18 protein-coding genes and 1 tRNA gene are annotated in these 22,063 nt (G+C 45.2%); 8 read left to right on the forward strand and 11 right to left on the reverse strand.

Annotated features, from left to right (window positions below):
* Nucleotides 1-354 precede the first annotated feature (354 nt).
* A complete protein-coding gene (gene nhaC / locus A8140_RS11120; protein ID WP_038863687.1) occupies nt 355-1,791 on the forward strand; it encodes a Na+/H+ antiporter NhaC in 1,437 nt (478 codons plus the stop codon).
* A 101-nt stretch (nt 1,792-1,892) separates the two neighbouring features.
* On the opposite strand, the gene A8140_RS11125 is transcribed toward nhaC, so the two are convergent.
* The 3 genes from A8140_RS11125 to yejK form a co-directional block, all read right to left on the reverse strand.
* A complete protein-coding gene (locus A8140_RS11125; protein ID WP_033000679.1) occupies nt 1,893-3,056 on the reverse strand; it encodes an AAA family ATPase in 1,164 nt (387 codons plus the stop codon).
* Between the two features lie 111 nt (nt 3,057-3,167).
* On the reverse strand, nt 3,168-4,517 hold the full coding sequence (locus A8140_RS11130; RefSeq protein ID WP_033000676.1) for an Hpt domain-containing protein: 1,350 nt from the start codon (nt 4,515-4,517) through the stop codon (nt 3,168-3,170).
* Nucleotides 4,518-4,626: 109 nt separating this feature from the next.
* Nucleotides 4,627-5,625: a nucleoid-associated protein YejK gene (yejK, locus tag A8140_RS11135; protein ID WP_005432897.1), complete on the reverse strand. Its 999-nt coding sequence runs from the start codon at nt 5,623-5,625 to the stop codon at nt 4,627-4,629.
* Nucleotides 5,626-5,710: 85 nt separating this feature from the next.
* On the opposite strand from yejK, the gene A8140_RS11140 reads away from it, so the two are divergent.
* The 3 genes from A8140_RS11140 (at nt 5,711) to A8140_RS11150 (ending at nt 7,999) form a co-directional block, all read left to right on the forward strand.
* On the forward strand, nt 5,711-5,938 hold the full coding sequence (locus tag A8140_RS11140; RefSeq protein WP_005432983.1) for a YejL family protein: 228 nt from the start codon (nt 5,711-5,713) through the stop codon (nt 5,936-5,938).
* Between the two features lie 22 nt (nt 5,939-5,960).
* Nucleotides 5,961-7,769 (forward strand): DUF3413 domain-containing protein, encoded by a 1,809-nt coding sequence (locus A8140_RS11145; RefSeq protein WP_005536531.1) that lies wholly within the window; start codon nt 5,961-5,963, stop codon nt 7,767-7,769.
* Nucleotides 7,770-7,908: 139 nt separating this feature from the next.
* Nucleotides 7,909-7,999, forward strand: a tRNA-Ser gene (locus tag A8140_RS11150).
* Between the two features lie 242 nt (nt 8,000-8,241).
* Here the strand turns inward: A8140_RS11150 and A8140_RS11155 are convergent.
* The 4 genes from A8140_RS11155 to A8140_RS11170 form a co-directional block, all read right to left on the reverse strand.
* The gene (locus A8140_RS11155) at nt 8,242-9,237 is read right to left on the reverse strand and encodes a M48 family metallopeptidase (protein WP_038863050.1); all 996 of its coding nucleotides are present in this window, start codon (nt 9,235-9,237) and stop codon (nt 8,242-8,244) included.
* Nucleotides 9,237-10,412 (reverse strand): YjgN family protein, encoded by a 1,176-nt coding sequence (locus tag A8140_RS11160; RefSeq protein WP_005532604.1) that lies wholly within the window; start codon nt 10,410-10,412, stop codon nt 9,237-9,239. The genes A8140_RS11155 and A8140_RS11160 overlap by 1 nt, the downstream gene beginning before the upstream one ends.
* A gap of 503 nt (nt 10,413-10,915) precedes the next feature.
* Entirely contained in the window at nt 10,916-11,074 is a 159-nt protein-coding gene (locus A8140_RS25400; protein ID WP_173399554.1) for a hypothetical protein, read from the reverse strand.
* A 109-nt stretch (nt 11,075-11,183) separates the two neighbouring features.
* Nucleotides 11,184-12,107 (reverse strand): histone deacetylase family protein, encoded by a 924-nt coding sequence (locus tag A8140_RS11170; RefSeq protein WP_005532607.1) that lies wholly within the window; start codon nt 12,105-12,107, stop codon nt 11,184-11,186.
* A gap of 281 nt (nt 12,108-12,388) precedes the next feature.
* Here A8140_RS11170 and A8140_RS11175 point away from each other — a divergent pair, with 281 nt between their 5' ends.
* Both A8140_RS11175 and A8140_RS11180 read left to right on the forward strand, forming a co-directional pair.
* Nucleotides 12,389-13,078 carry an SDR family oxidoreductase gene (locus A8140_RS11175; protein WP_005532609.1) on the forward strand — a complete coding sequence of 230 codons (690 nt, stop codon included), beginning with the start codon at nt 12,389-12,391 and terminating at the stop codon, nt 13,076-13,078.
* 149 nt (nt 13,079-13,227) lie between these two features.
* On the forward strand, nt 13,228-13,434 hold the full coding sequence (locus A8140_RS11180; protein WP_005432950.1) for a hypothetical protein: 207 nt from the start codon (nt 13,228-13,230) through the stop codon (nt 13,432-13,434).
* A 96-nt stretch (nt 13,435-13,530) separates the two neighbouring features.
* Here A8140_RS11180 and A8140_RS11185 read toward each other — a convergent pair whose 3' ends face one another.
* The 3 genes from A8140_RS11185 to A8140_RS11195 all read right to left on the reverse strand — a co-directional run bounded on the left by A8140_RS11185 (nt 13,531) and on the right by A8140_RS11195 (nt 18,332).
* On the reverse strand, nt 13,531-15,495 hold the full coding sequence (locus A8140_RS11185; protein WP_005532611.1) for a DNA topoisomerase III: 1,965 nt from the start codon (nt 15,493-15,495) through the stop codon (nt 13,531-13,533).
* A 103-nt stretch (nt 15,496-15,598) separates the two neighbouring features.
* Nucleotides 15,599-16,147, reverse strand: coding sequence for an NAD(P)H nitroreductase (locus A8140_RS11190; protein ID WP_005532613.1), 549 nt, complete (start codon nt 16,145-16,147; stop codon nt 15,599-15,601).
* Between the two features lie 172 nt (nt 16,148-16,319).
* Nucleotides 16,320-18,332, reverse strand: coding sequence for an NADPH-dependent 2,4-dienoyl-CoA reductase (locus tag A8140_RS11195; RefSeq protein WP_033000225.1), 2,013 nt, complete (start codon nt 18,330-18,332; stop codon nt 16,320-16,322).
* 226 nt (nt 18,333-18,558) lie between these two features.
* Between A8140_RS11195 and sppA the strand changes: the two genes are divergently transcribed.
* Nucleotides 18,559-20,409, forward strand: coding sequence for a signal peptide peptidase SppA (sppA, locus tag A8140_RS11200; protein WP_005532617.1), 1,851 nt, complete (start codon nt 18,559-18,561; stop codon nt 20,407-20,409).
* Nucleotides 20,410-20,521: 112 nt separating this feature from the next.
* Nucleotides 20,522-21,535 (forward strand): asparaginase, encoded by a 1,014-nt coding sequence (gene ansA, locus A8140_RS11205; RefSeq protein ID WP_005532619.1) that lies wholly within the window; start codon nt 20,522-20,524, stop codon nt 21,533-21,535.
* 158 nt (nt 21,536-21,693) lie between these two features.
* On the opposite strand, the gene A8140_RS11210 is transcribed toward ansA, so the two are convergent.
* On the reverse strand, nt 21,694-21,978 hold the full coding sequence (locus A8140_RS11210) for a YeaC family protein (protein WP_005532622.1): 285 nt from the start codon (nt 21,976-21,978) through the stop codon (nt 21,694-21,696).
* Between the last annotated feature and the right edge of the window lie 85 nt (nt 21,979-22,063).

The raw sequence follows: 22,063 nt of genomic DNA on the forward strand, positions 1-22,063 counted from the left end.
AAACGCAACTTTTTTAACGTTTGCCGCGATTTTTTATAATCCAAGTTATTTTCTTGTCTTTTCTTCTTGATTATTCGCCTGATCCTGCTTGGAAAAGTGCTAACTCCCCACAACAAGGTCTTACCACTCAATGAGAAAACAACATTTGCAGCACATATTTTTTACATTACAAAACATTTCCAACCATTAACATTAAAGTTTTTTAGTTATTAATTTTACAAGCAAACGTTTTTGCGGATGAAAGTCAAGATAAAGCACCAAATGTTCGAAATATAATTTTTGTTAATGTATGTTATGCCCGATTAAAACAGGGAGCGGCCTTCCTCTATTGCTCCATGAACGACAGAGGCACATATGAAGCAAGTTACAACACGTCTTCCTAGTCTGATACAGGTATTTATCTCGCTAGGTTTGTTTCTTCTTTTGGCATTTTCATTTACTGCCAAATTAGACCTTCCAATTCAGCTCGCGCTGTACATCGGTTGGTTCATTATTATGCTATTGGGCCTAAGATTAGGTCACCAATACAAAGACCTTGAAAAAGCAGCCTTAAATGGCATTTCTAATGGCCTTGGTGCCGTGCTTATTCTTCTTGCTGTTGGTGCCTTGGTCGGTACTTGGATCTCAGGCGGTATCGTACCGACTATCATCTATTACGGTTTGAAAGCGATTCACCCTTCTATCTTCTTGCTAGCAACAATGATCATCTGTTCTTTGACAGCACTAGCGACTGGCACATCTTGGGGTGCAGCAGGTACAGCTGGTATTGCGATGATGGGTATTGGTCAAGGTCTTGGTGTTCCTGCACCAATCACAGCAGGCGCGGTGCTATCGGGCTGTTACTTTGGTGACAAGATGTCTCCACTTTCAGACTCAGTGATCCTTGCTTCTTCTATGTCGAATGTAGAAGTGGTTGAGCACATCAAAGGTATGCTGCCTATCGCGCTGATCAGCTACATCATCACTGGCATTATGTTTACCGCATTTGGCTTCCACTTCGCTGGTAAAGTTGACATGAGCCAAGTAGATTCGGTTATTCAGGCAATGGAACAACAATTTTTCATTACGCCTTACTCCTTTGTCCCTGTGATCATCGTATTGGCTTTACTTGCGATGCGTATGCCTTCTTTCCCTGTGATTAGCTTTGGTTCTCTGCTAGGTATTATCTGGGCAGTTATGATCCAGGATGTAGACTTCCTGACAGCATTCAACACAGCTTGGGCACCATTTGCGATTTCTTCAGGCGTGGATTTCATTGACTCGATCCTAAACCGCGGTGGCATGTCTTCTATGCTAGGTTCTGTTGCGGTGATCGTGTTTGGCCTAGGTTTTGGCGGCCTACTAGATAAGGTTGGCGTACTAGAAACGATTGCAAAACTGTTCGAACGACGTGTTCAAAGCGCAGGTTCACTGGCAACCAGCACAATTGGTACGGCCTTCATGGGTAACGTATTCGGCTCTGCGATGTACGTGTCACTGATTCTTACTCCTAAGATCTGTGCGAAGAACTACGACCGCCTTGGCTACAAACGCAAGAATCTATCTCGTAACGCAGAGTTCGGCGGCACATTAACATCTGGTATGGTGCCTTGGAGTGATAATGGTATCTACATGGCGAGCATCTTGGGTGTGGCAACATTGTCGTATGCGCCGTTCATGTGGCTGAGCTTCGTGTGTATCATCGTGACCATCTTTACTTCTTACATGGGCTGGTTTATTGATAAATGCGAACCAACAGCTCCAGCAACAGAAGAACAAACAGAAGCTGAACTCAAGCAACAAACAGCTTAAGGCTTCAGCTTTCCATAGATTGAAACCTTCCATAAATAAAAAAGGACCGATGATTCGGTCCTTTTTTGTATCTGCTATTTGGTGTTGTGACTTCTAGATGATTACGCCGATTTAGTGCTGGCTCTTACCGCTGAGCGTTTACCCAATGCATAACCAAGAACGAGAGGAGCAAAGAAAATCACTAGGATAAACAGAATAAAGTAGATGATGGTGCTCTTTACTAGCTCAATCAACTTATCCATTGCTAGGTTCACCACTTCTTGCGAAACATGGTCTAGGTCCTGAGCAAACTTCTCGCGCTCGTTTGTGATGATTTGAGCAATCTCTTGGCGCTCTCTTGCCACCATTTGCTCTAAAGCCTGACGCTCTTCACTCAACTGAGACAAACGTTCTTCTGTTTTTTGGTCAATATCTTCCACTAGAGGTTGAAGTTGCACAGCCATCTGCTCCGCTAAGTTGCGCATGTACTCAGGGTTGTTATCGATAAAGTCTTTCAAAGACTCAGAAGTCACCTTCAAACTGTTTAGTGCTGCGTTTACTTGTTCAATGCTTGCTGAGCTGTTGAGCGCCAACAACTGAGCTTTCCACGTCATGATCTTTGGTGTTTGCTCAGAGACTAAGCTCAAACGGTCAGACACGTCACCGATGGCCTCTGGCATCGTACCTAGAGTCGTTACCGCCTCTTCTTCACTAATTTGGTTAGCTTCTAACCAAGCACGATATGCAGGCGTACGAATCATGCTTAGATCCGCAAATGGATACTTCTCAACAAAGCCAGCGACAAACACTTTGGTGTTTTCGTATACGTCTCTCTTCAATAGCGATTTAGCTAACTTATCGACTTCTTTAGCTAGGTGTACAGACACTTGTTTGGCTTCACCTGTCGTGAATAAGTCTTTGCCTGCTCCTTCACTGTAGAACTGGTTCATCTGGTGAGTGAACACCCACGTATCGATCAGCGCAGCCATTGGTGACGCTTGGTAAGCCGCAGCTTGAAGCCCCTCTTCCGCATTGATTTTCCAAAGCAAGATATAAGATTGGTTTACTTTATCGCTTGGCTCGTAGTTTTCGTGCAGCACGTCGGCGGCTTGCTCAACTTGAGCAAAGAATTGCTGAGCATATTCACGCGTCATAATGCGCATATTCAGCTCTTGCTTGGTTAGCGGTACAGTTTGGCTGTCGATCTTCACCTCCAACAGAGAACACCCTGAAAGGCTCAAAACTAAACAAGCCACCATCAATGAGGACAGTCGGCGGATGGACATGAAATTACCTATGGTCAAAATATGTAGAACAGGAACAGTAACGAACCAAGGCATCAGGGTCGCGAGCGCAACGTGATACCTTAGTCTTTGGTATTTTAAGTCAGAGGAATATCAATCTGTTAGTACTTCTCGAATGTTTTCACTATAGAGAACTTTATCTGCAAAAAGTGTCGTTTCCTGCAATACCTGTTCTAGCAAATCAAGTTTGTCATCCGTGACCCGCTCTCCCTGCTTTATCAACGCTTCAATATCGCCAGAAATATAGTGCAGAGGCATAGCGCCTATACTGCCAGATACCCCTTTCAAACTATGAGCGATCCGCTGCGCCTGGTCTTTGTCTTTCCCTTCTGTGAGCAATACGCGAAGCTTTGTACCATCTTCTGTATGGTCTTGAATAAAAACCTCTAGCAGCATGCGTACCGAATCTTCGTCGTCAGATAAAGAATCCAACATTTTCTCGATATCAATATATGGCTCATTGACTGAGGGAGCATCATCCTCAGTGTTGACGCTCTCAACGGAAGGTTGCATCACGTTTTGTTCTTTCGGGCAAAGGAAATTAGCATGAGTTTCTTGTTCATTTTGCCCAACAAACGCAGGTTTCCTTTCTTCGGAGCCGGATTCAACAGGAGATGGATGAGGAGGCTCCCCTTTCTCCTGAACTGAGGTTGAGGCTGCTTGCGAGGTGGATACTTTTTTAGCAAACACTGCCCACGAATAAGCAGCGAGTAAGGAACCACTGACTAACGTTAAAAAAGTAATATAAAACGTCAACTTGCGTTCTAGAGAGCCAATGACAGAAGCCAATTGATTTGGCAGTTCAGGATTAAGCAGTTGATTCGACAAATGACCGCCTTGCGCATGAGCAGCAAGCACGCTGGAAGTTTGGTCTAATCGGCGTTGAAATGAAGCTTGCTCTTTTACATCGAGACCTTGGGACGCCGTGAACAACAAATCTAACTCTTGGTAGGTATCTGTACTGGTCGCAGCATCGCTAAACATCGCTTCCAATACCATGGCGCCCAACCGGTAATACATTGTACGCAGCTCAAGCGAGTTGCTGCCTGATTCACGACTGTTATGTAGCTGATCGGCCAGCGCAACCAATTCACTGTCACTGCCAATAAAGGCTCTCGCACCTTCAAGAAAACGGTCGGTTAAGTAGAAGAGTTGCGTTAAGTCTGGAGCCCCCAACCGATGAGAGTACTCACTTTCTAATTGTAAGCGCACAGCATACACAAGCTGAAGTTTGAGGGACACTTCATCGACATGTTGAGCACGATAAGGAAGCTCAAAGTTAAAAATATTACGAACTTCATCAATTTTACTGCTGAGTTCATCAACCGTAGAGATTGTGCGAATGGTCTGCTGCGCTTGTAACCAAATACCCACCGCGAATACGCACCACGCGGCAAATAAAAACCAAGCAGATCGTCTTATTCCCTCTTTGAATTGCAGCAACGCTTATCCCTCAACTCTTTGTTTTTAATCACAAGCATATACCATGAATTACACCATAACTGTGCGCACTTCACAGAAAAAAAGAGAGCATCACGCTCTCTTTCTTAAATTAGTTACGGCTTAACTGATCTTTTAGGTTTGGTGGCGTCCCTTTGATCGTCAGCGTGTCTGTCTCTGGATCGTAGAAAATACGCTCGCCAAGCAACAGGCTATCAAAGCTGATGTTCAAACCACCGCCGGCACCAACGTACTTCGTTAACTTACGTACCGTTGAGCGGTCACCAGGGAAAGATTCTTCCAACTCGTAGCCTTGCTCTTTGGTAAAGTCCATAAAGCTTGTGCCATCTTGGCTTGGTGGCAACTCACCAGACAGTTCAGAAATTTGTACTTCGTCGCCTGATTTGATTTGCTCGTTACAGTAGTTGTAAACCTGCTTTTTGTACTCGTTCGCTTCTTGCTTCTCTAATTTTGAGTCTGCGCAGAAGTCTTCCACCGCCTGCATCAGTACTTGGTTTTGCTGTTTAGTGTCTAAACCAACATCCGCCTGCAGAAAATCTAGGAAGAAGTCTGCCACCTTACGACCAACACGACCTTTAATGTAAGAAAGGTAACGGTTTGACTCACGGTCAGTATCGTAACTTGAAAGGTCGATACGTGCAGCGATGTCCATCTTAGTAATGTCTAGGTAATCCGTTGCATCAATATCTAAGCCTTCTGTGACTTTCAGGCTTTGATTCATTGGTAAGATACCGATAAACAGATAGTCCGTAGCTAAGCTTTGGTATTCAGCAAACACTAAGATACCTTCGTCAGCAAATGGGTACTTAATCAGCTCTTCTTTCAGGCGATTTGCACTAATTTGTGAGAAATCATAGAAATCTCTCTCTCCTTTGCGCATTTCTTGAAGCCAAAATTGAAATTCGCTGTCAGATTGGAAAGAGCCGAAACCTTTACCTGCTTTAGAGTGGAATACGCGATGCAGTTCCGCGACAAGGTTTTCAGTAGAGGTATCGTTTTCTAACGACGCCGGGCGAAGTTTAACAACCAGTTCGTCCTGATCGTTTTTGCACAATTGATGCAGAATAACGTTTGAAAGATGAAGGCTCATAGTGATTTTATCTTGCTACAAGGTTTAAGTTGTTGGGCATTGTAGGTTATCATAAGCCGCTTTTACTATCATTATTAGAGTCTTTATGCCGATTACATCTAAATATACTGACGAACAAGTAGAGAAAATTCTTGCTGAAGTGGGCGCTGTTCTTGAGAAACACGCTGCCTCTCCTGAGTTGACGCTAATGATTGCGGGAAATATCGCAACGAATGTCTTAAATCAACAAGTTGCTGCTTCACAACGCAAAGTTATTGCTGAAAAATTTGCTCAGGCATTAATCTCTTCTCTTGAAGTGCCAAAAGCACACTAATAACGGATAATAGAACAAGTACATGGTAGACAGCGGAAACTCATACGGCGAACGCGTATCCCGACTAGTTGGTTGGGGTCACTGGTTTGCATTCTTCAACATCGTCGCTTCGATGTTGATTGGTACACGCTATATCGTTCAATCCCCTTGGCCAGAGACCCTAATGGGGCAATTCTATCTGGCAGTGTCTTGGGTTGGTCATTTTGGCTTCCTTGTTTTCGCCCTGTACTTACTGGTTCTGTTTCCGCTGACGTTTGTCCTGCCATCTCGGAAGTTATTCCGTTTGGTGGCAGTGATATTCGCAACGGTCGGCCAGACCGTCCTTCTGATTGATACTCAAGCGTATCAGTCGATTAATTTGCACCTGAACCCTGTGGTTTGGGAGCTGTTGTTTAGCGAAGATAAAAGCGCGATCAGTTCTGATCTTCAGCACCTTTTCGTGGTAATGCCGCTTATTTTCCTCGTTCAACTTGCTCTATCTGAGTGGGTTTGGCGCAAACAACGTAAACTGTCTCACAAACACGTTGGTCGTCCATTGGCTGCCGTGTTCTTCTTAAGCTTTATGACCAGCCACTTGGTTTACATTTGGGCTGATGCTTACTTCTACAACCCAATTACTAGCCAGCGCTCTAATTTCCCACTGTCATACCCAATGACAGCGAAGAGCTTTATGGAAAAACATGGTCTTCTTGACCGTGAAGAGTACCTTAAGCGTTTGGCAGAAAACCAAGGTAACATCGACTTAGTCAGCTACCCGCTTGAGAAACTAGAATTCAACCGTCGTGGTAACAAGTTAAACGTGCTGATGATCAGCGTGAATAACTTGCGTGCAGACGCACTGAACCAAGACGAAATGCCGAACTTGTACAAGTTTGCGCAAGATAATCAAAACTTCACTAATCATTACAGCTCAAGCAACGACACTTACGGTGCGTTTGGTTTGTTCTATGGCTTACCAAGCAGCTACGCGAGCAGCATCAAAGCGCAAGGCAGTGCACCAGTGCTATTAGATGTATTAAAAGATCAGGATTACAGCTTTGGTCTATTCAGCGGTAATGGTTTTGAAGACGATCTGTATTCAGAGGTCATCTTCCGTGGCTTGAATCTGGCTAATGATCTCGATGGCACACAAGCTCATACCGACAAACAGTCTATCGCGGCTTGGAACTTATGGCTGACCGAACAAGCGAATCAGCCTTGGTTTAGTTACATCGAAGTCACTACCGTCGATAACTTTGAATCAGAGCCAATGGCGGCGAATGAAGAAATGCCTGCTAGCGAACGATTCAAGAAAGCTTACGAGCAGTCGGTGAAGTCGGCAGATAAAACGGTTGCAGAGATCATCGCCGATTTGGAATCAAAAGAGTTGCTGGCAAACACTATTGTGGTCATTACCTCTAACCACGGCAGCGAGTTCAACGAAACCAATACCAACAGCTGGGGTGCAAACAGCAACTACAGCCGTTACCAACTGCAAGTTCCTATGGTTATTCATTGGCCAGGTATGCTGCCTGCAGAGTTTACACACAGCACTAGCCACTTAGACTTGTCTGTGACCCTTCTGCAAGACATGCTGGGCGTTTCTTCAAACCCATACGATTACAGTAGTGGCCGCAATTTATTTGATGAAAGCCGCCGTCGCTGGATCCTAGCGGGCGATAGTCGTGAAATAGCGCTGATTACCGGTTCTCAAACCACGGTTATCGACAAATTCGGTAACTACAAGCTGTACGACAGCAATTACAAGCGCTTACGTGAAACATCACCTAAGCTTCCTGTACTAATGCAAGGTTTGACAGAACTTCAACGCTTCTACTCGAAAAGTAATTAATTGAACAAAAGCTCTCCACTAGGAGAGCTTTTTTGATTCTTTTCTCTGCAAACAACACAAAATCGAGCAGTAATCATCCAAACGATTCATTTTGGGGTTTACAAGATTTTCAAAGCCTTATATTATGCGCCTCAACAACGGAGAGATGGCTGAGTGGTTGAAAGCACCGGTCTTGAAAACCGGCATACGTTAATAGCGTATCTAGGGTTCAAATCCCTATCTCTCCGCCACATTCAGAAAGCTCGTTGAGAAATCAACGGGCTTTCGTCGTTTTGGCACTTGGGGAATTACGGGATTTCTAAATCCCTAGTTGAACGCAACCCCGGCTCTCAGCCAAGTTTAGACCAAGCGTCACCGCACTCAGCCACATCCAGAAAAAGCCTGTCTAATCCTCGAAGCACTTTTCAATACGCAAGAAAAAAGCCCACTAATATTTAGTGAGCTTTAATCGTTAGGTATTCGAATGGAAAGGTTAGTTTCCTTTTGCTGCTTTAATCCTTTTATCAAGGTCTGGGTGGGTACTCAACCATTCAGGCAACTCTTCATAACTTTGGTTACGGAACAGTTCAAACATCTCAGCCATCGGCTTTGTGTCGCCATAAATCTTGAGCATCGCCTCTCTTGCAAATGCATCGGCTTGTATTTCGGCATCTCTGGAGTAACCACTGGACAACACAAACACACTTGCGCCGGCAAGATTGTCCACGATGCCAGAGCTTTCACCAGTTAAAAGAGCGACACCAACAGAAAGGACACTCGAATACACCAACCTCTTTAGCATGTGGCGATGATGAATATGACCAAGCTCGTGAAGAATAATACTGTCCAGTTGTTGCTGGTTTTTAGACAGCGAAACTAATTCATCGAGCAACACAATCTTTCCACCGGGTAAGGCAAACGCATTCGCTCCTAGCTCAGAAGATCGAAAAACAATCTCTACTTGGTAAGGCAGAGCCTCTAACTGTGTTAAGTGCTGCTCTACCCTACTTCGAATGGCTTCTTGTTCGGCCTTACTCAGCTCGCTCGGTTCCCAACGGGAATCCAAACTTTCGAGTACCTTTTCACCAAGTATAACTGAGACACTGTCAGGAATCGCGTATGCGACTTTGTTGCTCACCCAAGGAAGCGCGTAATAATACCCCCCGAGCACAACGGCAATACATGCCATCACAGACACTACCCAAGCAAGCCAGTTTGATTCTATTTTGTCAACGAAGCTCGATCTTTTATTTGCCTGTAGCCATCGAGACACTTCATCAGTCCGTTCGGTAACAAAAACCCAACCATTGGGCAGCTTAAATCTGACGGGTAAGTTACCAACTGGAGCAGTAACCTCTGCATGCTGCTGATCACAGCTGAAGATATTGTCAGCAACAATCAAGCTCAGCGAGTTGGTTTGAGCGACATTCAATATGGCTTGATGTCGCTCAGAGCTTTTTGGTGGAAACGCGGTCCCTTTAAACTGCATTAACCGATCCCAACTCCAAGATCGAAGGCTTGTGCCACTTCATCAGAAATCGCTGATTTCACTTTTGAATCTTGGTCTGCTGCTTTAAGTTGGCTCATGTCTCCAACGACAACCGTCTTATCAGCAACATAGCGAGAAGTACGAACCATTACCCATGGTCTCGCAATACTCAAGGTCACAACTTGTAATAAGAAGTTTGAGATAATCAGCCACATGTAGCCATTAACTGTATAGGTAGACTTAAACGTAAAGTTATTTTCTTCTTGTCCTTCTTTTTCTAGCTTCATTTGAGAGAACAAGTAGTTACGAGTTCTTGTTGCTGTGTATGCCGTCAAGCCGATGGTTAGGCCAATCATACCAAGGTACATGACAACCATCGTAATGACAGGGCTAGATTTATTCAGTGAAGCCAAGTCGCCCGCTGCAGCTTCCATGAGCCCTGAGCTCCCAACCATTACAATGACCGCCACAATCGCAATCGCGACAGCCGTGCTAAGACCAATTGCTGCGGCTTTCAGGTAGGTTTTTACAAAGAAACTGGTTTCAAGTTCACCACTAAACTGCCAATCACCATAACGGTAGCCATTAACAAAGTAGCGTTGAACGCCAACCACAACCCAACCATAAAGTGCGGCCATAACGACGACTGAACAAAGTCCTAAAATAACCGACGCAGCTTGCGAAACGCTCGCAACCGCTACACAGATAACAATGAAAACCATGACCGCCAGCGCTGCACCGAAGCCTCGGCCAAGTATGGTGATGTATGCATCTTTCAGTGACGAATTAAAAGAGAAGTGAACATTGCGGTAACTCGTCATTGCAGAATCAAATCTTGCGTTGCTCCATAACAACCAAGGAAGAGCAACATAAAACAGAAGTAATAGCACAAGTGCAAGTTGGGGAATAAATGAGTTTGCGATACCCCACACCAATATAATCGCCAGCGCGACTAAACGCCCCTTTAAGATTTGCATTGGCTCGGCATGATACTCAAAGTTATCACCGTCGATGTACGTGTTACCGTAGAAGTAGCGTTTTGTTCTTACTTTGGCCCAAGCAGAGTAAATTCCAAGTGTAACGATAGAAAGTAGAACATTGACAATCCAGATGCCAAAAAACTCTCCCCCTCGTCCTTTAAATGAGATGGTATTGGAAATGCGTTGATGGTTCATATACAGTCCGAATAGTTTATTTAATTTTATGAATTTAAAGGTATTATCCTATCTCATTCATAAATTGATAAACTTGACTGCCATAAGCAAACCAAACGTTATTTATCTATAAAACACATATTAACCACACCCTATAATTCACTCGAAAAATAATTTAATAGCCAATTTCGCGCAAACGAAAGCAGTTAAAGTGATAAAAACCATCTATTCAGTAAATTTAATCAACAATAGTTCATTATAACTAAAAAACTCAAAACCTGAGGTGTCACCTTACCAATCAACAGGTTAGTTGCTGATTACATTTTCTGTCAGGTGAATTATAAAGTGTTTGTAACTACCGAAGAGTTATCAGACGGCCTATTATTCACCTCGGCATATCGCAGAAGCATCTTACTGCATAAGCTAAATCCATCCATTTGTTGTTTTAGACAACGTCAAAGGCTAGGAAAATAAAATTGGGAAAGGATTCCCAGCTCTAAATCCCATTCGAATATTCACAGCCATTACTGGCTAATATCGTCTTCATCGCGCTCCGACGGTACAGGTAACACTTGTTGATTTTGTTTCTCATGCAACGCTTCTATCAGCTTCCGATCAACCTTAGCAAAATATAGATCTTCGATTGCTTTTTCCCGTAGTCGCACCTTTTCCGTAAAATTCATATGCTGCAACCTCACTTTTGACTTTGCCCACTTTAAGTGTAGGTTCTGATCGTCACCTAATAAAAAAGGCGAGACTTCTGAGTCTCGCCTCTCCACTATTGCAGATTTTTTATCGATGTTTATAAACCCGTTCTGCTGCATCGATAAGCTGCATATGAATAGGCACCAAATCCGCGTGCTCACTACGGTAACCACCACCAACAACTGCGGCAACAGGAATGCCTCGGTCTTTCATCAACTGCATTAAGAAGCGGTCTCGCTCAAATATCCCTTCTGTTGACACGTTGAAATAGCCCAGTTCATCGTCAGTATGAATATCCACGCCTGCGTCATAGATGACCATATCGGGACGGTGTAAGTTGATCGCCATTTGGACGACTTCTTTAAACGTCATCAGGAAGGTTTCATCGTCAGTATCACGACGAAAAGGAACATCAAGATCGGAATCTGGTTTTCTCGCAGGAAAGTTCTTATCACAATGAAACGATAACGTGATGATATCTCCCTCATCCTTGCACAAGGTGGCAGTGCCGTCACCATGGTGTACATCGCTGTCAATAATCATCACTTTGTCGACATGCTCATGATCAAGCATGTGCTTCGCCGCGATAGCAAGATCATTGAAAAGACAAAAGCCGCTGCCAAAGTCTTTATGCGCATGGTGATAACCACCACTGAGATGAATGGCGATACCATGCTCTAGTGCTTTCTCTGCCGTTAACACTGTACCCGCTGTTGATGTCAGCGTTCGTGTTATCAAAGCTTCACTCCACGGAAAACCGATCCGACGCATTTTTGCCGCGGGCATTGCACCAGTCACTAACAGGTCTACATACTCTTCACTGTGAACACGTTTAATTTCATCCGTACTTAGAGGGGTTGGTTGGAAGAACTCAATTTTCCCTCCCCAATCTTCGCTCCCTAACTTTTCCAATACCGCTTGATGCAGGTGGTGATATTTCATGATTGGGTAGCGATGGCCTTCCGGCAGATCAAGTTGTGAGTAAATGGGATGATAAATCAGAGGCAGCATGAGACATTCTTTTCATAAATCGTTGTGAAATAGTACCAACTTCAAGCGTTGATTAAAAAGGAAATTAATTGATAATGATTTTCAATATCAATTAATTTCCTTTTGCTATGAATAAAACCCTATATACAATTCTTGGAGCTTTCTTTGGCTCTTTCTGTGCGATGTCCCTGTTTATGTCGATGATGTTCAGCGCGTGGTGGTTGGTTGATTTTATCGCTTTGAGCTAACACAATGGTCCTGTCTTAAATTAACCTCACTGAGTCAAATAGATAGGTACGAACATGAGTCAAACAGTCTTTATTACTGGTGCAAACCGTGGGATAGGCTTAAGTTTAACTGAACTGTATTTGCAACAAGGCGATCAAGTACATGCGACTAGCCGTAACCTTGCAGAAAGCAAAGAGCTTCAAGCATTAGCGTCGACCTATGCCACACTGACGTTACACGAATTAGATGTGACGAATTACCCGCAAGTTGCCCAACTAGCAAAAGAACTCCCAGCCATCGATCTTCTGATCAACAATGCAGGCTACTATGGGCCTAAAGGCTATGGCTTTGGTAATACAGATGTTGAGGAATGGCGAAAGGTCTTCGAGATAAACACCATCGCACCACTAAAGTTGGTTGAGGCTTTTTATCCGCTTTTACAAGCAGCTAGAACGAAGAAGATTGCCTGTATCTCATCTAAAGTCGGCAGCATGACAGAAAACACCTCCGGCGGTGGTTATATCTATCGTTCTTCTAAAGCGGCGCTCAATTCTGTTGTGAAAAGCTTATCTAATGATTTAACAAGTGAAGGTTTCTCCGTACTTGCGCTACACCCGGGTTGGGTACGCACTGCAATGGGAGGGCCTAACGCCCTTATCGAAACCCAAACCTCTGCGGCAGGGTTAGCAAAAGTGATTGCGCAAAGTACCCAAAAAAACTCCGGTCAGTTTATTAATTACGACGGAACTCAACTGCCTTGGTAGACTTTACAAATCAATGACTTATGAAGCATTAATGAGAAGCGTGTTGTTTCATTACCATACCCTGCCAACCTTACTCCCATGACTTAGCTTGATTTTCACCACTTTCAAACCAGACTTAGTGATGACATCCACCATTAAGGAGAGTAAATATGGCTGCAGATAAAGATCTGGTCAATTTCAGTGAAGATCATGAGCTCAATTACTGCTTAAGAAGTGCAGGGAAACGTCAGACTCAAGAGAACAGAGATGCTCTTGTCGACTTGGGACGACAAGTAAAACAGAATTTAGGGAAGCGTGTCTTAACGCAAGACGACGTGCGTGGTGCAATCCAAAACAATGATGACTTGTTTGATTAGAGCTGTTTGAATACAGATAGGTCATTACATTGAAATACAAGGCGGCATTCTTTGAGCTTATACGCATTAGATTGCCGCTTTTACTTCATTCAGCTGTTATGAAGACTTCCGCTTCCCTGAGCTTGATTTCGACGCACCGCCCTTCGAATAGCTGCGTTTTTTACGTTTGAATGCCGGGCGCTCGACTTTAGGCAAATGACGTAACGAATCAGGAATCGGGCCCGATTTCACCTCTCCCATTAATCCATCAATGCGCTGCTCTAACGCTTGCATGAAAGGCTGATACGCTTGATTTCGTTCTGCCATTCCTTGCAACTGGTGTTCCCAGTGCGCCGTCATATCAGGATAGGTCGCATCCATTGGTAGGGCATGAATCAAGCCTCGCCCCGCTGGTGAGCTCAAAATTGATTTACCCTGACGAGTCAGCAACTGACGCTTAAAAAGCGTATCCAGAATACCGGCTCGAGTCGCTTCTGTTCCTAAGCCATCAGTGTCGCGCAGGATCTTCTTCAGTTCTTTGTCTGCAACATAACGAGCAATACCCGTCATGGCCTGAAGCAGTGTTGCTTCTGTAAAGTGCTTTGGCGGTTCAGTCTTACGATCTTTGATTTCACCTTCTCGGCAGGTCAACACCGTGCCTTCTGCGAGCGGCGGGACAGCATCAATGCCATCGTCTTCTTTATCCGTTTTTCCCATTAACGCTTTCCAGCCTGGAGAAACCAGTTGGCGACCTTTGGCGATAAATTTACCACCAGCAATATCAAACACCAATTTAGCCTCGGCATATACCGCCGCTGGATAAAATTGCATCAAGTATTGACGAGCAATCAGTTGATAAACCTTCATCTCATTGCCAGATAACGCATTCACATTTGCCTGCTTCGGCGTTGGAATGATCGCATGGTGGGCATCGACTTTCTTGTCGTTCCACGCCTTGGACTTAATCGATAAGTCTGCACCTTGCACTGCGCTTTGTAGTTCTTTGGCATTGTTAGCGATAGCCGATGTAACAGAGCCTGCTTGCGAGTAATGCTCCAATGGTAAGTAACGACAGTCCGAACGTGGATACGTAATGAGCTTATGCTTTTCATACAGCGCCTGACAAGTATCCAATACCTCCTGAGCACTCATGCCATAGCGTTTTGCCGCATCAATCTGCAGTGCGGATAACGAATACGGAAGCGGTGCTGATTGCTTGGTTTGCTTTTGTTCAGACTCGGTCACTTTGGCAGGTTGATTAGCTATGCGGTTTGCTACGTTCTCAACCAACTTTCTGCTCAATACCCGTCCTTCTTCGTCCTGCCAAGGCTTACAAGCTTCACTTGGTTTCCAACGAGCGCGAATATCAAATGCGCCATTTTGATCTTGATAAGGAATTAAAGCATGCAGAGTGAAGTAATCTTTCGGTACAAAGTTTTCGATCTCTTCATCGCGGCGAACCACCAAGCCAAGTACCGGAGTTTGAACTCGCCCTACTGATAAGACACCTTGATAGCCCGCTTTTTGGCCCAACAGGGTATAGGCGCGAGACATGTTCATTCCATAGAGCCAATCAGCACGAGAACGCGCCAGAGCTGAAACAGAAAGAGGTATGAAGTCGCGATTACTGCGCATCGAGCTCAAGGCACGCTTGACCGCAGGTAAGTTCAAGTCAGAGATCAGTAGGCGTTGTGTGGCTTCTTTTTTGGTTTTGGAGAGCTTGCAGTAATCCAACACCTCATCCACTAACAATTGCCCCTCTCGGTCGGGGTCTCCTGCGTGGATAACTTCTGTCGCATCTTTGAGGAGTTTACGTATTACCGTGAGCTGTTTGCTGGCGCTTTTTCGCGGTCTCAGCTGCCACTGCTGTGGGACAATCGGCAAGTCTGCCATATTCCATTTTTTGTAGCGTTCGTCGTAAGCATCTGGTTCTACTTGCTCCAGCAAGTGACCAATACACCAAGTCACCACATCGCCATTACCACAGCGGATAAAGCCTTGATCTTTCTTTTGAGGGTTTGGCAGTGCAGCCGCAATTGCACGGCCTAAACTTGGTTTTTCAGCAATAAACAGACGAGACATAACGTTTTGGAAATCATAATAATTAGGGCCACATTATCTAATGTAGCCCTAACAAATCAAGAAAAACTGTACAGATAAACAGTAAGTGAGGCACCAATCGGTCTTATTGGAACTCGACAAATTTGGATAAATCGCGCTCTGGCACCTTCATCGGCGTACACCCAGGCGTACCAAGATATAAGAAGCCGACAATTTGGTCTTCGCCTTCAAGACCAAAAGCTTGGTGTACTTCTGGGTGGAACATCCACTTGCCTGAACGCCAAAAACCTTGGAAACCCTGTGCGACTGCGGCCATTTGCATCGCTTGAGCAGCACAACCAGCCGAAAGGTATTGCTCCAACGCAGGGACTTTCTCATGTTCCGTTACTTTGGCAATAACTGTAATCACCATTGGCGCGCGGAAAGGTGCGTTTTTCACTTTTTCGATCACGGCCTCTTCGCTGCTTTCTGCTTCAGCCGCTTTCACAAGAATGTCTGATAATTTCTTTAAACCGTCACCTTGTGCAATGACAAAGCGCCAGGGTGTCAAACCTGCATGATCTGGCGCGCGCAGACCTGCACGAATAATATTCTCCAACGCTTTACCTTCTGGCGCAGGCTCAGACAGCTTGGCAATAGAACGACGGTTGAGCAAAAGATCGAGAGCTTCCATGAGCAAGTCCTTATTTGATTGAATTATTATTTTTACGCAGCTCACTTTAGCATAATCCAAACTTTCGAATAACAACCTGTTTTCTAGGGATTTAGACCAAAAAAAAGCTGCGCACTTGGCGCAGCGATAAAAGGTTAAGAACGAATGAAAAAACTATTTTTGAGGTTACGTTTTAGAGTTTCACAGCAAGTTTGACGCCTTGACGAATGGCACGAACCGCATCGAGCTCACCTGCATGATCTGCGCCACCAATAATGTGTAGCTTCTCTCCCAACTCATGCCATTTGTCTTCAAACGGGCGAACCGATTCTTGCCCTGCACAAATCACCACTTTGTCGGCTTCTAGCAACTGCTCTTTACCATTCACATGGATGTGCAAACCAGCATTATCAATCTTGTCGTACGACACCCCACCGTAAAGGTGAACACCACGTTTCTCTAGCGTACTTTTATGAATCCAACCTGTGGTTTTGCCCGGCCCTTTACCAACACGCCCTTTACGACGTTGAAGTACCCATACTTCTTTATCGCTAACAGCATCTGGATAAGGATATAGGCCACCCGGTTGAGACATTTCTTTGTCGATGCCCCATTCATGCAACCAATCATCCAGCGTCTGACCGACAGGCTCAGTGATCATGGTAGCGACATCGACACCGATACCACCAGCACCGACGATTGCGACTTTTTCGCCCACAGGCGTTTTATCTCGAATCAGCGTTTGGTAATCGATCACTTTTTCAGGATTATCGATACCATCAATTTTCACTTTGCGTGGTTCAACACCAGATGCCATGACGACTTCATCGTATTCGGTAAGCAGGTCGTAATTGGCTTCTGTCTCTAGGTGAAGGTTCACCCCTGTTTCTTCAATGCGGTTAGCAAAGTAACGAATGGTCTCACGGAACTCTTCTTTACCCGGGATCTGCATCGCTAAGCGGAACTGACCACCAATGCGATCGTTCTTCTCAAACAGATCCACTTTGTGGCCGCGCTCTGCCAGCGTCGTCGCACACGCTAAACCAGCAGGGCCAGCGCCAACAACGGCGATATTCTTCTTCTTGAAAGCGTCTTCAACAACGATTTCCGTTTCGTAACACGCAAGCGGGTTAACCAAACAGCTTGCGCGCTTACCTTTGAATACATTGTCCAGACACGCTTGGTTACAGCCAATACAGGTGTTAATAAGCTGCGACTTTTCTTGCTCTGCCTTAGCGACAAAATATGGGTCTGCCAGAAACGGACGTGCCATCGACACCATATCTGCGTGGCCTGAAGAAAGAATTCGCTCGGCTTCATCTGGAGTGTTGATACGGTTACAGGTGATAATTGGCACTGACACATGAGGTTTGACTTTCTCTGTCACCCACGTGAACGCACCACGAGGAACCTGAGTAGCAATAGTCGGAATTCGTGCTTCGTGCCAACCGATACCCGTGTTAATGATGGTCACGCCTGCTTCTTCTAGCGCTTTTGCTAACTCGATAACATCTTCAAATGTACTGCCTTGCTCAACCAAATCAAGCATCGAAAGGCGGAAGATGATAATGAACTTTTCCCCCACGGCCTTGCGTACGGCTTTGACGATTTCAACTGGGAAGCGCATGCGTTTCTTATAGCTACCGCCCCATTCGTCGTAACGCATATTGGTGCGTTTACAAAGGAATTGGTTAATCAAGTAGCCTTCTGAACCCATCAGTTCGACACCATCGTACCCAGCCAGTTGCGCAAGCTCAGCGCTATTAGCAAAAGCGTCGATGGTTTTCTTAATTTGACGGTCGCTCATTTCGCTCGGTGCGAACTTAGCAATCGGTGCTTTCATGCCCGACGCACTTTGCGCGAATGGGTGCATCGCGTAGCGTCCAGCATGAAGGATTTGTAGGGCAATTTTACCGCCGTGTTTATGTACTGCTTCTGTCACTACCTTGTGTGCTTTAGCATGTTTTGGCTTACTAAATTCTGCACTCAAAGGATGTAATCGACCACGTAGATTAGGGGAGAAACCGCCCGTCACGATAAGACCTACACCACCTTTTGCACGTTCTTCGTAAAACGCCGCAAGCTTCTGTAGACCTTCTTTATGCTCTTCTAGGCCTGTGTGCATTGATCCCATCAGGACACGGTTTCGTAGCTGTGTAAAACCTAAGTCCAGTGGCTTTAACAAGTTTGGGTACATGGCAGACATCACTAAACATCCATTTTTATTGTTGTGGTCTGACCACAGTACGCCGCAAAAACCAAAAGATCAAACGACCGTTTACATTTTTGCAACACGCGTCAATCTCACGTTAAAATATGCCAATTGTTGAATTGACGTGATAAGCTAAAAAAATTGTTATCTTTTGAGATCTTAGAGATAAGAACCCATACTTTGTAAGATTAGGGAATGACTATCTCGTAATGGAGACAAGATGAAAAAACTCTTCAAATTTATTGGTCTGATATTTAAGGGGATATGGAAAGCCATCACCTTTGTCAGACTTGCTCTGGCAAACCTGATCTTCCTGGTAATGATTGCCGTTTTCTACTTTGCCTTTACCTACACTGACGAAAGTCAGCCAACCGTGGAAAAAGAATCCGCGCTGGTAATGAACCTTTCAGGGCCTATCGTTGAGCAGCGCCGTTACGTAAACCCGATGGACTCGATAGCTGGCTCTGTGCTTGGTAACGAGATGCCGAAAGAGAACGTATTATTCGACATCGTCGATACCATTCGCTACGCGAAAGACGATCCTAAGGTATCTGGCCTAGTCCTGGCGCTGCGCGATATGCCTGAGACTAACCTGACCAAACTTCGTTATATCGCCAAAGCGCTGAATGAATTTAAAACGTCTGGCAAACCTGTTTATGCAGTCGGCGATTTCTACAACCAAAGCCAATATTATCTAGCGAGCTACGCAGATAAAATCTTCCTCGCTCCGGATGGTGGTGTGTTGATTAAGGGCTACAGCTCTTACTCGATGTACTACAAAACCTTGTTAGAGAAGTTAGAAGTATCGACTCACGTATTCCGAGTAGGTACTTACAAGTCTGCAATTGAGCCATTTATTCGTGATGACATGTCTGATGCGGCAAAAGAGTCGGCGACGCGCTGGATCACTCAGCTTTGGAGTGCCTTTGTTGATGACGTAGCAACCAACCGTAATATCGATGCCAAAGCACTAAATCCAACCATGGATGAATTGCTTGCTGAGATGAAATCAGTCGATGGTGACCTTGCGCAACTGGCCGTTAAAATGGGCCTAGTCGATGAGCTAGCAACACGTCAAGACGTACGCAAGCTGTTCGCAAAAGAGTTCGGCAGTGACGGTAAAGATAGTTACAACGCAATTGGCTACTACGATTACCTAGCGACCATGCACCCTAACCTAACGACGTCTGAAAATGACATTGCTGTTGTCGTAGCAAGCGGCGCCATTATGGATGGCCAACAACCGCGCGGTACCGTTGGCGGTGACACGGTGGCAAGCCTACTTCGTCAAGCTCGCAACGACGACAAAGTTAAAGCGGTTGTCCTGCGTGTCGACAGCCCTGGAGGCAGCGCTTTTGCCTCTGAAGTGATTCGTAACGAAGTAGAAGCGTTAAAAGAAGCAGGTAAACCGGTTGTGGTTTCGATGTCTAGCTTAGCGGCTTCAGGCGGTTACTGGATCTCAATGAGTGCAGATAAGATTGTTGCGCAGCCAACCACGCTAACGGGCTCGATTGGCATCTTCAGTGTTATCACGACATTTGAAAAAGGCTTTACCAAACTAGGTATCAGTACCGATGGCGTTGGCACATCACCTTTCTCTGGTGATGGCATCACGACGGGTCTTTCAGATGGTGCATCTCAAGCATTCCAGCTCGGTATCGAACATGGCTACAAGCGCTTTATCTCTCTGGTTGGCTCAAGCCGAGATATGTCACTAGACGAAGTAGATAAAGTCGCTCAAGGTCGAGTTTGGACAGGTCAAGATGCAATGTCATTCGGCCTTGTAGACCAAATGGGTGACTTTGATGACGCGGTGAAATTGGCAGCGAAACTGGCTGAAGTAGAAGACTATGAGCTCTACTGGGTTGAAGAACCATTATCACCGACAGAACAGTTCGTCCAGGAGTTCATGAACCAAGTGAAAGTGTCTTTGGGTATCGATGCAACAAGCTTCTTACCAAAGAGCTTACAGCCTGTAGCTCAACAGCTTGAGCAAGATGCAAGCATTATGCAGAGCTTCAACGATCCAAAAGGCCAATACGCCTTCTGTTTGAACTGCCAAGTGCAATAGCTTTCCTAGCTCAGTCAAAAAGGGGCATCTCTGTGCGAGATGCCCCTTTTTATTAGGTTTCATTTCGCTATAATCCCCGCCACTGTTCCCCTACATGAAGTAAAGTAGAACGATGACTAGAAAACATATCTACATCGCTTACACCGGTGGCACCATCGGTATGCAAAAATCGGATCACGGCTACGTGCCTGTGGCTGGCTTTATGGAAAAGCAATTAGCCAGTATGCCCGAGTTCCACCGCCCAGAAATGCCGGAATACACTATCCATGAGTACGAGCCTCTGATCGACTCATCAGATATGACGCCAGCTGACTGGCAGCAAATCGCAGACGACATCCGTGACAACTACGACAAATACGATGGCTTTGTGATTCTGCATGGTACCGACACCATGGCATACACAGCTTCTGCTTTGTCTTTCATGTTGGAGAACCTAGGTAAGCCAGTAATCGTGACAGGCTCACAAATTCCACTGGCAGAATTGCGCTCAGACGGTCAAGCAAACCTTCTTAACGCACTGCACATTGCGGCAAACTACCCTATCAATGAAGTGACGTTGTTCTTCAACAACCAGTTGATGCGCGGTAACCGCAGTACCAAGTCTCATGCCGATGGTTTTAATGCCTTCACTTCACCAAACCTACCTCCACTTCTGGAAGCAGGTATCAACATTCAGATCAGCAGCAATATTACTGTGGGCGCAAAACCTGAAGGTGATTTCAAATTACACAACATCACGCCGCAACCAATCGGTGTGATCACCATGTACCCTGGGATTTCACACGAAGTGATTCGCAACACGCTTCGCCAGCCAGTGAACGCAATGATTCTACTGACGTTTGGCGTGGGTAACGCTCCGCAAAACCCAGAACTACTTGGTCACCTTAAAGAAGCATCTGAGCGTGGCGTTATCGTAGTGAACTTGACTCAGTGCCTAGCCGGTAAGGTAAATATGGGTGGCTACGCGACGGGCTGTGCTCTGGCTGACTCTGGCGTAATCAGTGGTTTCGACATGACACCCGAAGCGGCATTGGCAAAACTTCACTACCTTCTGAGCCAAGATTTGTCTTACGAAGAAATAAAACAGAAGATGCAAGAAGTCCTACGTGGTGAAATGAGCCTATAACCAGGTTCACAGTGCAAAGAATGACGCCATAGCACAATAAGTGATTCCAATACACAACAAGTAGACCCATAGCCCAGCAACAAGAGACGAAAAAGCCCAATTCACGTGAATTGGGCTTTTTGCTTTAACGAAGTTATCCGGTGAACAGAGTGCACCGTTTAGTTCAGGTTTGGGTTCACGCGAACGATGTCTTGCTCTTCTTGGCTGAACTGTTTCTTCAATTCTTGCTTAGATTTAAAGCTAATTTCACCACCAGCGGCAACCGTCATGTGCTGTGCATCTGTGTTGTGTTTTGATTGATACAACATCACAGCTTGCATACATGAGTCTCGCTGCTCTTGAGAAAGTGGTGTACCCTCAGGCCATCTTCCTGTCTCTACTGCGTAAACCAATCGTTCGTAGACTTCTGGAGTTATCGCATTTAATAATTGTTCTGCGTCCATAATGTACCTTCTTATTACATTCTATTTACAGAACATAACGGTATAGAAAGCAGAGTCAAGAACCCGAAAATGAATTGGTGTAACG

Source organism: Vibrio campbellii CAIM 519 = NBRC 15631 = ATCC 25920 (assembly GCF_002163755.1).
Lineage (GTDB): Bacteria > Pseudomonadota > Gammaproteobacteria > Enterobacterales > Vibrionaceae > Vibrio > Vibrio campbellii.